Here is a 14,021-nt window from a genome sequence, read left to right on the forward strand (position 1 = left end):
CCCCATCCTCTGAAAGGCGCGGCAATGTTTGACTATCTGCGTGACCCGCAGGAAATCTATGCCAAAAGCTTTGCCACCATTGAGGCCGAGGCGAACCTTGCGCGCTTTTCAGACGCTGAGCGGCCGGTTGCCATTCGTATCATTCATGCCTGCGGCATGGTCGAAATGGCCGATCAGATCGCCTTTGGCGGTAATGTGGTGAATGCTGCCACAGCGGCATTAAGTCGCGGAAAACCGATCCTGTGTGATGCGGAAATGGTCCGTCATGGCATCATTTCCCGGCTTCTGCCCAATCAGAACCCGGTTCTTTGCACGCTCAATGATGGCAGTACCCACGATCTTGCCGCCCGAATGGAAACCACACGATCTGCCGCCGCGGTTGAAGCCTGGGCCGATCATATCGAAGGCGCAATAATTGCCATCGGCAATGCGCCAACCGCCCTTTTCCATTTGCTTGAAGCGATCCATGACGGACGATTGAATAAGCCAGCGGCCATTGTCGGCATGCCAGTCGGCTTTGTCGGGGCGGCTGAAAGCAAGGATGCCCTGATTAAACATGCCAATGGCATTCCCTTTGTCACGCTGCGCGGTCGATTTGGCGGCAGTGCGGTAACGGCCGCCACGATCAACGCCCTAGCGCGTCTGGCGCGCGATGACGAAACGACACCTGATGGAACCTTTGACCGCAAATCCGGGGGTGCATCATGAACGAACAGGCACCGATCAAGGGACGGATCACGGTCATTGGCATTGGTGAAGATGGTTATGACGGCCTGTCACCAATCGCACGCAGCATCCTTGAAAATGCCAGCATCATTTTTGGCGGTACACGCCATATCGCCATGCTGCCCGGTTCCAACACCGCAACCCAGAACAAATGGATTACGCCGTTTGAGGCCAACCTGCCGCTGATCGAAGATTGCATTGATCAGAACCCGGTCGTGCTGGCCAGCGGTGATCCGATGTATTTTGGTGTGGGCAACACGCTGATTAAATATTTCGGACCCGAACCAATATATGCAATCCCGGCGCCATCAAGCATTTCTCTGGCCGCATCGAGACTTGGCTGGCCACTGGCCGAGTGTGATGTGATTACACTGCATGGCCGTGATCCGGAAACATTGCGCGCCCATTTGCGCCCGCATGGCAAACTGATCGCACTCAGTGCAGACGGCTCGACCCCAGCCCTTGTCGCCGTCATGCTGTGCGAGGCAGGTTTTGATCAAAGCCGCATGTCGGTTTGCGAGCGGCTTGGCGGCCCCGAAGAGCGCATTACCACACAAACCGCGCGCACCTGGCAATCCACCGCCACCTCGATGCCCGATATCAAATCGGTCGACCCGCTTAATCTGATCATGATCGATCTTGAAGCCGGGCCAAACGCCAAACCGCTGCCCAAGGGACCGGGACTGCCCGATGATGCCTTTATCCATGATGGCATGATCACAAAATCGGAAATCCGCACGCAGACGCTGTCATCCCTGGCGCCGTTTGACGGCGGTGTTTTGTGGGATCTGGGTGCCGGGTGCGGGTCGATTTCGATTGAATGGAAACGCATGGGCGGTCGGGCTGTTGCGATTGAACGCGACGGCGAACGCTGCGCGATGATCAAAAAGAATGCCATTCGACTTGGCGTCCCGACCCTTGCGATTGAACAGAAATCCATTGAAGAAGCACTGAGTTTCGCCGATCGCCTACCTAAACCCGATGCGATTTTCATCGGCGGGGGCATTACGATTGATGGGTTGCTTGAAAGCTGCTGGAATCTGTTGCCGCCGCACGGGCGGCTGGTCGCCAACACGGTGACGCTTGAAGGCGAAGAAAAATTATTACGGTTTTACAATAAAAACGGTGGCAGCTTGTCGCGCCTGTCGATTTCACGACTGGTGCCGCGCGGCAGCTTCAAGGGCTGGAGCAACCTTGCCCCGGTCACCCATTACCTCGGAGTAAAAGCATGAGTGCGGAATTTCCCGCAAGCGATAGCCTTCCGGTTGCCGGAACGGCCTATGGCCTTGGCATTGGACCGGGCGAGCCTGACTTGATCACGCTTAAGGCCTATAACATCCTGCAAAAGGCCGATGTGATCGCCTATCCCGCCCTTGAAGATGGCGTCAGCCTGGCACGTCAGATCGTTGATCCACACATCCCAGAAGGTCGGATTGAAATCGCCATTCGCATTGAAATGGGCAAACCGGCCGATCCGATCTATGACGCGGCTGCCATCGAAATCGGCAAGCATCTGGCAGATGGCAAAACCGTTGCCGTTCTGTGCGAGGGTGACCCGTTCTTTTATGGCAGCTTCATGTATCTGTTTGGCCGTTTGGCCGAGGCAGGCCACCCAGTCAAAACCGTTCCCGGTGTCAGCTCAATGATGGCCTGCGCCGCCCAGCTTGGAGCACCATTGGCCGCGAAAAACGACGTGTTGCAAGTCATCCCGGGACCGCTTGATGCCGACCGCCTGCGCGAACAGCTGGCCAAAACCGATGCGGCCGCCATCATCAAGCTTGGTCGTCATTTCGCCAAGGTTCGCGGTGTGATCAACGAACTCGGCCTGACGGATCGGGCGCGCTATATCGAACGTGCGACGCTTGAGACCCAAAAAATGGTCCCGCTGGGCGATTTGCCAGCCAACGCCAAGGCACCGTATTTTTCCATGATCCTGATCCACCGTCGCGGAGACGCATGGCGATGACCGCCCAGAACACCCAGAATAAAACCGCATTGCCGACTGCACCAATTGCCCCGATTGCGGTCATCTGCCTGACACAGCGCGCCCTTCCGACCGCACGTAAAATTGCATCCAGCCTGCAGGGTGCATCGGTGCATGGCCTGCGCACACGCGTGTCGGTCAAGGATGTTGATGTCGCCTTTGATGATACCATTGCGCATCTGCAACAAACCTTTTCATCCGATCATGTCATCATTGGTGTCTGCGCGTCAGGCATTCTGATCCGCGCACTCGCACCGCTTTTGGCGGGTAAATGGCAGGACGCCGCCGTGCTTGCCGTTGACGAAGCCGGTGATAACTTCATCCCGCTTTTGGGCGGGCATCATGGTGGGAACCGACTGGCGCGCGATCTGGCTGATCGTCTTGGTGGCAATGCCGCTATCACCACGCCGGGCGATGCGATGCTGGGCCTTGCGCTTGATGAGCCGCCAGTTGGCTGGACACTTGGCACGCCCGAAACCGTCAAACCCGCCACAGCGGCCCTTTTGGCTGGTGCCTCTGCCCGGATTGAGGTTGAGGCAGGCTCGGCTGCGTGGTTGACCAATAGTGCTATTGCCCAGTCCGAAGATGGCAGCATCCTGATCACCGCCACCGCCCGCGAGGGTGCCAATGAAGATACGATCAGCGATGGCGCTGAAACCGCGATCACCTATCACCCGCCGGTCCTGGCACTTGGTGTCGGCTGTGAGCGCGGCTGCCCGGCCGATGATCTGTATGATCTGGTGATGGAAACACTGGCTGGTCAGTGCCTGAGCCCGAAGGCGATTGCCTGCGTGGCCTCGATCGATCTGAAGGCCGATGAGGCCGCAGTCCACGAACTTGCCAAACGTCTGGGCGTTCCGGCCCGGTTCTTTGATGCCCAAACCCTTGAGGCCGAGGCAGACCGTCTGGTAACACCATCAGACGTCGTATTTGCCGAGACCGGCTGCCATGGTGTCGCCGAGGGTGCAGCACTGGCCACGGTCGGTCCGAACGGCAAGCTGATTGTTCCCAAACACAAAACCAAAAAATCCACCTGTGCCGTCGCCCTTTCACAGGATGACATCATCCCCGAGAAAGTCGGCACTGCGCAGGGCAGGCTTTCGATTGTTGGCATCGGTCCGGGCCAGATCGGCTGGCGCAGCCCCGAGGCAACCGCCCTGATCGGTCGCGCAACCGATATCGTCGGCTATCAGATGTATCTTGATCTGCTTGGCCCGCTGATTGACGGCAAGGATTGCCATCATTCCGATCTTGGCGCCGAAGAAGCCCGTGCGCGCCACGCGCTTGAACTGGCCGCGACCGGTAAGGACGTTGCCCTGATCGGGTCGGGGGATGCCGGCATCTATGCGCTGGCAACGCTGGTGTTTGAGCTGTTGGATCGTGAAGATCGTGCGGACTGGAACCGGGTCGCGGTTCAGGTATCACCCGGTATTTCCGCGCTTCAGGCGGCGGCATCACGCATTGGCGCGCCACTTGGTCATGATTTCTGTGCGATTTCGCTTTCTGACCTTTTGACACCGCGCGAAGACATCCTGCGCCGTCTGAAATCAGCAGCCGAAGGCGATTTCGTGATTGCGTTCTATAACCCGGTTTCCAAACGCCGCCGCGATCTTCTGGCCAAGGCGCGTGATATCCTGCTTGAACACCGCAATGAAAACACCCCGGTGGTTCTGGGCCGTCAGCTTGGCCGCCCGGATGAGGAAATCACAGTCGTTCCACTTTCGAAACTAGAAGTCGACATGGTTGATATGCTGACCACGGTTCTGGTCGGATCAAGCAATAGCCGCCACATCACCCGCGGCGAGAACGAATGGGTCTATACCCCGCGCGGCTACGCCAAAAAGGGCCCGGATGCGGCAAAGGCCCCAGTTCTAAGCACATCTTTTCACAGCAGCACTGACACTTCCAAAAACGACACTTCCAAGAAAGGCGGGGCAGAATAATGACTGTTCATTTCATTGGCGCCGGTCCTGGCGCCCCGGACCTGATCACTGTGCGCGGCCTGCGCCTGATCGAAAAATGCCCGGTCTGCCTTTATGCCGGATCGCTGGTGCCCGAAGAAATCGTGACTGCGGCCCCGGAAGGCGCGCATGTAGTAGATACCGCCCCGATGAACCTTGATGAAATCATGGCCGAGATCGAAGCCGCCCACGCCAAGGGACAGGATGTTGCCCGCGTGCATTCCGGTGATCCGTCAATTTATGGCGCGATTGCCGAACAGATCCGCCGTCTTGATGATCTTGAGATTCCCTATGACATCACGCCGGGCGTTTCGGCCTACGCAGCGACGGCTGCTGAAATTGGCGCGGAATTGACCCTGCCCGATATTTCGCAGACCGTGATCCTGACCCGAACCGCCATGCGGTCGTCCAGCATGCCGGACGGCGAGAGCCTTGCTGAACTTGGCAAGTCGCGTGCGACGCTGGCCGTGCATCTGTCGATCAACAATCTGGCCAACGTGGTGCGTGATCTGACCCCGCATTACGGCGAAGACTGCCCGGTTGTGATTGCCTATCGCGTGACCTGGCCCGACCAGCAATTCATTTTTGGCACCCTTGGCGATATCCGGGCCAAGGTCAAAGGCAGTGGTATCACGCGCACGGCGCTGATCATGGTGGGTGAGGTTTTCGGTCGGAAAGATTTTACCGACTCTAGACTTTATGCCGCCGATCACACGCACGTTCTGCGCCCGGCAAAAGCATGATCTGATCGGGCGGACTTCGTGTCCGCCCGTTTTTTGTACAAACCCTCTGATCAGCAAGTTTATTTTTTCGGCAGAACAGCAATTTGCTGAAAAATATGTCATTTCAACTGTGAACATCCTTGACCGCCCCCTGTCCGGCACCCTTTAATCAAAGGGAAATAAAGGGGAGAATGCATGTTCAACGAGATGAGTGTTGACGACCAAATTCGCGAACCTTATCGCGCCTTGGTTGACTGGATGGAAGCAAGCGGCCCCGAGGTTCTCGAACAAAAGCGCCTTGAAGCTGAAACGCTGTTCCGCAAGATCGGCATTACATTTGCTGTTTACGGCGAGGGCGGAGATCCCGAGCGGCTTATTCCCTTTGATCTGATTCCCCGTATCTTCACATCGCAGGAATGGCGCAAGCTTGATCGTGGCGTCAAACAGCGTGCCCGGGCGCTGAACGCGTTTCTCTATGACGTTTACCATAATGCTGAAATCATCAAGGCGGGTATCGTCCCGGCCGATCTGGTGTTTCGCAACGATGCGTTCGAACCGGCCGTAATCGGCATTGATCCGCCGCGCAATGTCTATAGCCACATTGTGGGTGTCGATATCGTGCGCACCGGTCCTGACGATTTTTATGTTCTCGAAGACAACTGCCGCACGCCATCTGGCGTGTCCTACATGCTTGAGAACCGCGAAATCATGATGCGCATGTTCCCCGATCTGTTCAAAAGCCTTCGGATTGAGCCGGTCGAAAGCTATCCGGACATGTTGCTGAAAACGCTAAAAAGCATCGCACCGCGCAAATGCGACCGCGACCCCAATATCGTCGTCCTGACGCCGGGTGCGATGAACAGTGCCTATTATGAACATTCCTTCCTTGCCGATCAGATGGGTGTCGAACTGGTCGAAGGTCAGGACCTGTTTGTTCACCAAGACCGGGTCTTTATGCGCACCACACGCGGACCAGCACAGGTGGATGTGATTTATCGCCGCATTGATGACGCCTATATCGATCCGCTGTGCTTCAGACCGGACTCGGTTCTGGGCATTCCCGGGCTAATGAATGTGTATCGCTCAGGCGGTGTTGCCATCTGCTCGGCCCCGGGTGCCGGGGTGGCCGATGACAAGGCGGTTTATACCTATGTGCCTGACATGATCCGCTTCTATCTGGGTCAGGAACCGATCCTTAATAACGTTCCGACCTGGAAATGCGGCAAGCCGGATGATCTGAAATACGTCCTCGAGCATCTGGGCGAACTGGTGGTCAAGGAAGTCCACGGGTCAGGTGGCTATGGCATGCTGGTCGGGCCGGCATCAACCAAGGAAGAACAGGCCGCCTACGCCAAACGGATCGAAGCCGATCCCGGTGATTTCATCGCCCAACCGACCCTGTCGCTTTCAGCCTGCCCGACCTTCGTTGAAAGCGGCGTTGCGCCGCGTCATGTCGATTTCCGGCCCTTCTGTCTTGTTGGCGATGACGTGCGCCTGACACCGGGCGGGTTGACTCGTGTGGCGCTGCGTGAAGGCTCACTTGTCGTGAACTCGTCGCAGGGCGGCGGGGTCAAGGACACCTGGATCATGAGCGATTAAAAGGAAAGGGTTGAGAGATGCTTAGTCGTACCGCCGAAAACCTTTTCTGGTTGTCGAGATATGTCGAACGGGCCGAAAACATGGCCCGCCTGATGGAAATGGGCTATCGCATGGCCCTGATGCCGGCTGCTGCAAGCGGCAACCGGTCGGAATGGGAGTCTGTCCTTTCTGCATCCGGATGTGCCGCGGGATATGATCCCGATGCGCCGTTGCGCCAGGAAGAGGTCGCCAATTTCCTGATCTTTAACCGCGACAACCACTCATCGATCATCAATTGCTTTGAGTATGCGCGCGCCAATGCACGCGCCATGCGTACAGCCATTACCGCAGAAATGTGGGAGGCGCTCAATAATGCGCTGATGGAACTGCGGCGCCCGTCGATGCACAATCTGGCGAAGAACGAACTGCCGGAATTCATTGACTGGGTCAAAAAGCAGGGCGCGCTGTTCCGCGGGGCCACCGATTCCACCATCTTGCGCAATGACGGTTATGACTTCATCCGTCTGGGCACCTTTATCGAACGCGCAGACAACACCGCACGACTTCTGGACGTCAAATATTATGTCCTTCTGCCGGAAACCAGCATGGTCGGCGATGGTGTCGATAACTATCAATGGACAACGGTTTTGCGTGCAGCATCTTCGCTCCGCGCATTCCACTGGGTCTATCGTGATGATTATTCACCACATCGCATCGCGCACTTCCTGATCCTTAATCCGTTCAGTCCGCGATCGCTTGCCCACTGTTCCGAACAGATTACCCAGCATCTTGAAAGGCTTGCCCGCCATTATGGTCAACGCCACAGCGTTCATCGCCAGGCGGTCGAGATGTATTCCTTGCTGACGCAAAGTGACATGGACGAGATTTTTTCAGGCGGGTTGCACGAATTCCTGACCGACTTCCAGGGACGCAACCGTATCCTGTCGCTTGCCATTGCTGACGCATATCATTTTGGGGGACAGTAAGATGCGCTTGACCGTCGAACACAAGACCCATTACCGCTATGAGTATCCGGCCTATCACGCGGTGCAGAGCCTCAAACTGACGCCCGCTGAGTTCGAAGGCCAAAAGATCCTGAGATGGTCGATCACAGCCGAAGGCTGCAACATCGGTGCAGAATTTACCGATGGCAATGGCGATATCATCAGCACCCTGACATCAAACGGCCCGGTCGAGGCGATTGAAATCGTCGTCACCGGTGAGGTCGAAACCACTGATACCGCAGGCGTTTTGCGCGGCCACAAGGAACGCGCCTTTCCGGCCGTATTCCTGCGCACGACGCCCATGACCAAATCCAGTGCCGCCATTCGCAAGCTTGCCGACAAGGTCGCAAAGAAAACCAAGGACGGTACGGTGTTGGAACTTGCGCACGGTCTTGCCGCGGCGGTCGCCGATGCCATTGAATATGCGCCGGGTACAACCCATGTGCACACAACGGCTGCCGATGCGATTGCTGATGGCAAGGGTGTTTGCCAGGATCATGCCCATGTGCTGATCTCGGCGGCACGCCATCTTGGCATTCCGGCCCGCTATGTATCGGGATATCTGTTTGCCGATCATGAAGGCAAACCGCATGAGGCATCCCATGCATGGGCGGAGTTACATCTGCCAGAGTTCGGCTGGGTCGGGTTTGATCCGGCCAACAAGTGCTGCCCGACGGATAGTTATATCCGGCTTGGATCAGGACTTGATGGTCAGGTCGCCACCCCGATCCGGGGCGTACATACTGGTGGCGGAAACGAAGATTTGGATGTAACAGTCGTCATTGCGCAGTCACAACAATAGTCGGACTACAAAAAGATGACCTACTGTGTCGGGTTGATGCTGAACGAAGGGCTGGTTTTCCTTTCGGACACGCGGACCAATGCGGGCCTTGATAACATTTCACGTTATCGCAAGATGTTCACCTGGGAAGTCCCCGGGGAACGCGCGATTGTCGCACTTTCAGCCGGCAACCTTGCCATTACCCAGGCGGTGATGAGCACCTTGCACGAGGCCATCGACGATCCCGAAACCGAGCCGGGTAACTGCATCCTGAGCGCACCAAGCATGTTCCGCGTCGCCGAACTGGTTGGCGAAGCCATGCAGAAAGTGCAGCTGAAATACCATGACACCCTTGAACAGCATCATGAAAGCAGCGCTGCGTCGATCATGATTGGCGGACAGCGTAAGGGCGGTGATCAACGCCTGTTTCTGGTCTATGCCGCGGGTAATTTCATCGAAGCCACATCCGATACGCCTTACCTTCAGATCGGCGAACACAAATACGGCAAACCGATCCTTGATCGGGTGATCACGCCCGACACACCAATTCAGGACGGGGTCAAAGCGGTATTGCTGTCGATGGATTCGACGCTTCGCTCCAACCTGTCGGTCGGTATGCCACTTGATCTGGCTGTTTTGCCTGATGACGCTTGCAAATTTTCTGAGATCCGTCGGATCGAGGCCGAGGACAGGGGCTTCCGCGCACTGTCTGACGCCTGGTCGAACGCGCTTCGCGATGCCTTTGCCGACATGCCCGACGAACATTGCGATATCGCCGCAGAATAGGCACGATAACCACGAATACCCAAAGCCGGACCCAACAAATGGTCCGGCTTTTTGTTTGTGGATGTGCCGATCTTATCGGTGGCGATGAAGCGATCCTTCAACCCGGGCCAGATGGCTGTGATGACTGTGATGGCGATGGGTCAGAAGCCGATAGACCCAAACCTTGATACAGCCCGCCACCACAAACCAGCACAGCGCATATCCCCAAACCACCAGCGCATGGTACCAGCCAATCGGTGGCACAAACCAGCCATAGACAGCCGCCAGCGTGCCAATGATCTGGGTGACCTCGGTTGCGAGAAACAGCTTCATGCTAGGATAGGGTTTTTGCCAGAAGAATCCTTTGTGCCGGGTAAGATAAATCGTCAGATGCCCCGCCACCAGAAGCTTGAGGAACACCAGTGTCTGGACTTCTTCCGGCGGCAAGTGCAGCAACGTTTCCGACACCCAAAGCAAGGCAAAGGATGATGTCACCCCGGTAGCACCCAAAAGGGATGCCATGGTGAGCGTATTACCCATGTTCCATCGCACCGGGTGTTCGGCAACCTCGGCATTGTCGTAGGCAATCATCATGATCGGGAAATCATTAAGCAACGCCAGCAACACGATCATCACCGCCGTGACCGGGTAGAAATCAAACACCAGAATTGAAATCGTCATGAACAACAAAACCCGGATCGTCTCGGAAATCCGGAAAGTGGCGTAACTGCCCATACGTTCGAAAATACGCCGCGATTCTTCAATCGCGCTGGTAATCACCGAAATGCCCGGCGCGGTCAGAACAAGGTCGGCCGCCGCCCGCGCCGCATCGGTGGCATTTGAAACAGCAATACCAATATCGGCCTGTTTCAGGGCAGGGGCATCATTCACCCCGTCACCGGTCATGCCGACAATATGGCCGCGGTCCTGAAACTGGCGGACAATCGCGTATTTATGTTCAGGAAAGACGCGGGCAAAGCCATCTGCCTGCTCGATCATTACCTGATCAAGTGCCTGATTGTTGCGATCAAACACGGCATCTGCGGGCAGGATGTTTTGCCCCAATCCAAGCTGGCCGGCGACTTCGCGGCCAATCGCCTCGTGATCGCCGGTGATCATGCGGATATCAACACCCTTGTGGCGCAGTTCCGCAATGGTTGATGCCGCGTCCTCACGCGGTGGATCAAACAGCGGCAGCAACCCCAGAAACTGCCAATTGCCGTCTTTATCGGTGCGCGCGACACCAAGCGCACGGTAACCGTGCTCTGCCATGGTTTTGATCGCATCCATCACCGCACGATAAGCGGCGACACTTTCGATATCCGATATCTCATCCTCACACAGCAAAGCCAGAACCGCCTGCGGCGCCCCCTTGGCAACCATGATGGTCTGGCCATGCTGCGTAACCTCCGCCTCGGCCCGTTTGCGTACCGGATCAAACTGCCGGAAACTGGTGATGTCATAGCCATCAAGCTTTGCGCGATTGCCAAGGATGGCAAAAACCGCACTATCAATCGGGTCGTGGCTATCGGCCTCTGATGCCAGTGCGGCGGTGCGGATCAGATCGCTTTCATCCTTGGCATCAATCAGGACCGGGGTTCCGACGGTTAAATGGTTTTGCGTCAATGTCCCGGTCTTGTCAGAACACAGGATATCCATCCCGGCCAGTTCCTCGATCGAGACAAGGCGCGATACAATCGCCTTCATCCGCGCCAGTTTTTCGGCCCCGACCGCCAGTGTCACCGAAAGAACAGCTGGCAAGGCCACCGGAATTGCCGCCACCGCCAGGATCAAGGCAAACAGCAAGGTTTCCATCAACGGATCACCACGATGCAAGGCAACCGTCATGATCAACGCAATCAGGCCCAACGTGATCAGGATCAGGAAGTTGCCAATGCGCAGAACCGCGCGCTGAAAATGCGATTGTTTGCCAGCACCTTTGACCAGACTTGCCGTCCGGCCAAGATAGGTCGCCATGCCTGTCGCGGTGACCATTGCGGTCATCTGCCCCTGCCGGGCAATGGCGCCGGAATAGACCTCATCCCCGATTTTCTTATCAATCGCTAGCGACTCACCGGTCAGGGCAGACTGATCGACACGCAAATAGTCGCCCGCCAACAGTTTGGTATCGGCGGGAATGATATCGCCAAGCTTGATGCGGATAATGTCACCCGGCACCAGTTCACGGGCCGGAAGATCCGACCAAGCACCATCGCGCAACACGCGTGCATCCGGCGCAAGGCGCTGTTTGAGCGCAGCAATGGCGTTGTCTGCCTTGAATTCTTGCCAGAACCCGACCCCGGCATTGAGCAACAGCATCACGATGATGATCGCAAAGTCCGACCAATGCTGCACAACAGCCGAAAGGATGGCGGCAACTTCGATCATCCACGGGATCGGCCCCCAAAAGAACGACAGAAGCTTTTTAAGCGCGCTGGTTTGATCATCGCGAAGGCGGTTTTCACCGAACTGTTCGGTGCGACGCCTTGCTTCGTCTGTTCCAAGTCCAGTGTTTGGATCTGTGCGAAGCAATGAGCGGTCAATTTCGGGAAAATCACGCTTGGCCGTCTGTTCCATCATGATGGTGCCCTCCGAGCCACAATTAGCGATACCGGAAACTCCAATACTTCTAGAGTATATTGCACCGCACAACATTGTTGCACATCAATCAGGTCGACAAATCAGTTGTCACAAATTATCTATAAAACATGACAAAGAGCACCACAGACACCACGGTCGCGGGCCGCATTACCCGGGCGCTGGCCGAACGGATTATTTCGGGCGAATTCGCACCGGGCATGAAACTGCGCCAGGACCACTTCGCCGAGGAATTCGGCGCAAGTCACGTTCCGGTGCGCGAGGCGTTTCGTCGGCTGGAGGCACAAGGCCTTGCGGTCAGCGAACCACGGCGTGGTGTTCGAGTTGCCAGCTTTGATGTTGCCGAGGTACGCGAAGTTGCTGAGATGCGGGCGTCCCTCGAAGTTCTGGCACTTCGCCAAGCTGCCCCGCATTTGACACCTGAAATTCTTGATGTGGCAGAGGCCCATAATCGCGCAGGCGAAAATGCCACTGATGTCCAAGGCTGGGAACAGGCCAACAGGGCGTTTCACCGTGTCATCCTGGAACCTTGTGGCATGCCTCGGTTGCTTGCGACGATTGATGATCTGCATGCCGCCAGTGCGCGATTTTTATTTTCGGGCTTTCGCATGGAATGGGAAGCCCCGACCGATCAGGACCACCGCGCGATCCTTGCCGCGCTCAGAAGCAATCAGATTGATGTTGCCGCCGCCACCCTTGCCCGGCATGTGAAATGGATCGGCAATAAATCCGGCAAAGCAGCACGCCCGCAAACCACTGCCTGACGACACTTCCCCGAAATCATATGTTCGCCATGTATGCCCGGTTTTCGACCCCAAAGGGAAGGAACGACGCACGAAAAGCGCCGATTCAGGACGACACGCACAGAAAATGCGCGTCTCAACCATCCCTATCGTACTTACGGTGCGATTTCATAGATAATATTTATAATTTAAAATCAATAATTTAGAGTGGAATGCAGTGAACTCAGCGAAGAATCACCCCTTTCCTTCGATTTTGCAGTTGATTTCAGCACTCGATCCCGGCGTAATTATCATAGAAAACGTCGTTTTATAGATAATTTTAATTCAAGGCGTGCCATAGGGGATCAGTGATTACCTGTCGTGCCGGGTGATCAGTATCGAAACGGATGCTCGAAATCACATCGCACCGTGATCCTGCTCTGCCAGAAAGGCGTTTTCGGCAAGCCTTGTCGGGTTCAACCCCCGAACCCGTGCCGCCCGCACGGGTTTAATTGGCGAAGCTCTCTATCCGTGGGGGCTTCGCCACTTTTCTTTCGTGATGTCGGGCGGGTTTTTGGCCAGCGGGGCGCCAGCAGCGCAGTGGCTTAGTTCGCCTCTGCAGTCTCGCGCGGCTGATAGATGAAGCCGTGGGCTGGATACATGCTGCCGAATGTGCCAAGCGTGTTCATCATCCGCACTTCGGACCAGTCATTGTTGGGGGATACATCAACAACCGGCTGGCGATAATGCACCTTGCCGCGGGTACGCGAATCGCTGCCCCAATTGGCATGGTTTACAAGGATCTTGCGGCTATCAAGTATGGCTGAAACCACCGCTACGTGGCCCAGTTTCAGGCGCGATGTCTTGCGAAGCGCAAGAACGGCACCGATTTGCGGGCGGTTACCGCGCTGGAAATTTTTCTGCCCAGCCTGCGCCCACCATGTCCAGGCATCTCCATAAATCTCGATACCCGATACTTCGCGGGCATAGGGCACGCATTGCAGGAACTTGTTGGTCGGGGCGAAACTGTTCAGGCGTGAGGACGGCAGATTGACGCTGGCAAGGGTCTGAACCGTGTCACTTGGCATCGGGCCGGACGCACGTGGTGCCGAATTACCAGTGCTAAAACACGCCGAAAGCAACAAACACAGTCCGACAATACCAAGCAAACGCATCTGGA

Annotated in this window: 12 protein-coding genes; 10 read left to right on the plus strand and 2 right to left on the minus strand. The window is 56.4% G+C overall.

The features are described from left to right. The first annotated feature begins 24 nt into the window (after window positions 1–24). The 9 genes from WBY09_RS01125 to WBY09_RS01165 all read left to right on the plus strand — a co-directional run bounded on the left by WBY09_RS01125 (window position 25) and on the right by WBY09_RS01165 (window position 9,542). Entirely contained in the window at window positions 25–708 is a 684-nt protein-coding gene (locus tag WBY09_RS01125; RefSeq protein ID WP_197146395.1) for a precorrin-8X methylmutase, read from the plus strand. Then, window positions 705–1,958, plus strand: a complete 1,254-nt coding sequence (gene cbiE, locus WBY09_RS01130) for a precorrin-6y C5,15-methyltransferase (decarboxylating) subunit CbiE (RefSeq protein ID WP_197146394.1) — start codon at window positions 705–707, stop codon at window positions 1,956–1,958. The genes WBY09_RS01125 and cbiE overlap by 4 nt, the downstream gene beginning before the upstream one ends. Then, window positions 1,955–2,692, plus strand: coding sequence for a precorrin-2 C(20)-methyltransferase (cobI, locus tag WBY09_RS01135; protein WP_336231820.1), 738 nt, complete (start codon window positions 1,955–1,957; stop codon window positions 2,690–2,692). Before cbiE ends, cobI begins: the two co-directional genes overlap by 4 nt. Then, window positions 2,689–4,653 carry a precorrin-3B C(17)-methyltransferase gene (gene cobJ, locus WBY09_RS01140; protein ID WP_336231821.1) on the plus strand — a complete coding sequence of 655 codons (1,965 nt, stop codon included), beginning with the start codon at window positions 2,689–2,691 and terminating at the stop codon, window positions 4,651–4,653. Before cobI ends, cobJ begins: the two co-directional genes overlap by 4 nt. Continuing rightward, window positions 4,653–5,414 carry a precorrin-4 C(11)-methyltransferase gene (gene cobM, locus WBY09_RS01145; RefSeq protein ID WP_197146391.1) on the plus strand — a complete coding sequence of 254 codons (762 nt, stop codon included), beginning with the start codon at window positions 4,653–4,655 and terminating at the stop codon, window positions 5,412–5,414. Before cobJ ends, cobM begins: the two co-directional genes overlap by 1 nt. A gap of 174 nt (window positions 5,415–5,588) precedes the next feature. Next, complete coding sequence (locus tag WBY09_RS01150) at window positions 5,589–6,992, plus strand: circularly permuted type 2 ATP-grasp protein (protein ID WP_197146390.1); 1,404 nt, start codon at window positions 5,589–5,591, stop codon at window positions 6,990–6,992. 17 nt (window positions 6,993–7,009) lie between these two features. After that, on the plus strand, window positions 7,010–7,957 hold the full coding sequence (locus WBY09_RS01155) for an alpha-E domain-containing protein (RefSeq protein WP_008888896.1): 948 nt from the start codon (window positions 7,010–7,012) through the stop codon (window positions 7,955–7,957). 1 nt (window position 7,958) lies between these two features. Then, on the plus strand, window positions 7,959–8,777 hold the full coding sequence (locus WBY09_RS01160) for a transglutaminase family protein (RefSeq protein ID WP_063086062.1): 819 nt from the start codon (window positions 7,959–7,961) through the stop codon (window positions 8,775–8,777). A gap of 15 nt (window positions 8,778–8,792) precedes the next feature. Next, entirely contained in the window at window positions 8,793–9,542 is a 750-nt protein-coding gene (locus WBY09_RS01165; protein WP_008888894.1) for a proteasome-type protease, read from the plus strand. Between the two features lie 72 nt (window positions 9,543–9,614). On the opposite strand, the gene WBY09_RS01170 is transcribed toward WBY09_RS01165, so the two are convergent. Next, the gene (locus tag WBY09_RS01170; RefSeq protein ID WP_252724016.1) at window positions 9,615–12,101 is read right to left on the minus strand and encodes a plasma-membrane proton-efflux P-type ATPase; all 2,487 of its coding nucleotides are present in this window, start codon (window positions 12,099–12,101) and stop codon (window positions 9,615–9,617) included. A gap of 128 nt (window positions 12,102–12,229) precedes the next feature. Here WBY09_RS01170 and WBY09_RS01175 point away from each other — a divergent pair, with 128 nt between their 5' ends. Then, the gene (locus tag WBY09_RS01175; protein ID WP_197146388.1) at window positions 12,230–12,883 is read left to right on the plus strand and encodes a GntR family transcriptional regulator; all 654 of its coding nucleotides are present in this window, start codon (window positions 12,230–12,232) and stop codon (window positions 12,881–12,883) included. A 563-nt stretch (window positions 12,884–13,446) separates the two neighbouring features. On the opposite strand, the gene WBY09_RS01180 is transcribed toward WBY09_RS01175, so the two are convergent. Continuing rightward, entirely contained in the window at window positions 13,447–14,016 is a 570-nt protein-coding gene (locus WBY09_RS01180) for a CHAP domain-containing protein (protein ID WP_063086066.1), read from the minus strand. Window positions 14,017–14,021: the final 5 nt, after the last annotated feature.

It is taken from the genome of Thalassospira sp. CH_XMU1458, assembly GCF_037027205.1.
In the GTDB taxonomy this organism is placed as follows: domain Bacteria; phylum Pseudomonadota; class Alphaproteobacteria; order Rhodospirillales; family Thalassospiraceae; genus Thalassospira; species Thalassospira tepidiphila.

Coding starts and splice junctions, on each gene's coding strand:
- WBY09_RS01125 (WP_197146395.1), top strand. CDS start 25: ATGTTTGACTATCTGCGTGACCCGCAGGAAATCTATGCCAAAAGCTTT.
- cbiE (WP_197146394.1), top strand. CDS start 705: ATGAACGAACAGGCACCGATCAAGGGACGGATCACGGTCATTGGCATT.
- cobI (WP_336231820.1), top strand. CDS start 1,955: ATGAGTGCGGAATTTCCCGCAAGCGATAGCCTTCCGGTTGCCGGAACG.
- cobJ (WP_336231821.1), top strand. CDS start 2,689: ATGACCGCCCAGAACACCCAGAATAAAACCGCATTGCCGACTGCACCA.
- cobM (WP_197146391.1), top strand. CDS start 4,653: ATGACTGTTCATTTCATTGGCGCCGGTCCTGGCGCCCCGGACCTGATC.
- WBY09_RS01150 (WP_197146390.1), top strand. CDS start 5,589: ATGTTCAACGAGATGAGTGTTGACGACCAAATTCGCGAACCTTATCGC.
- WBY09_RS01155 (WP_008888896.1), top strand. CDS start 7,010: ATGCTTAGTCGTACCGCCGAAAACCTTTTCTGGTTGTCGAGATATGTC.
- WBY09_RS01160 (WP_063086062.1), top strand. CDS start 7,959: ATGCGCTTGACCGTCGAACACAAGACCCATTACCGCTATGAGTATCCG.
- WBY09_RS01165 (WP_008888894.1), top strand. CDS start 8,793: ATGACCTACTGTGTCGGGTTGATGCTGAACGAAGGGCTGGTTTTCCTT.
- WBY09_RS01170 (WP_252724016.1), bottom strand. CDS start 12,101: ATGATGGAACAGACGGCCAAGCGTGATTTTCCCGAAATTGACCGCTCA.
- WBY09_RS01175 (WP_197146388.1), top strand. CDS start 12,230: ATGACAAAGAGCACCACAGACACCACGGTCGCGGGCCGCATTACCCGG.
- WBY09_RS01180 (WP_063086066.1), bottom strand. CDS start 14,016: ATGCGTTTGCTTGGTATTGTCGGACTGTGTTTGTTGCTTTCGGCGTGT.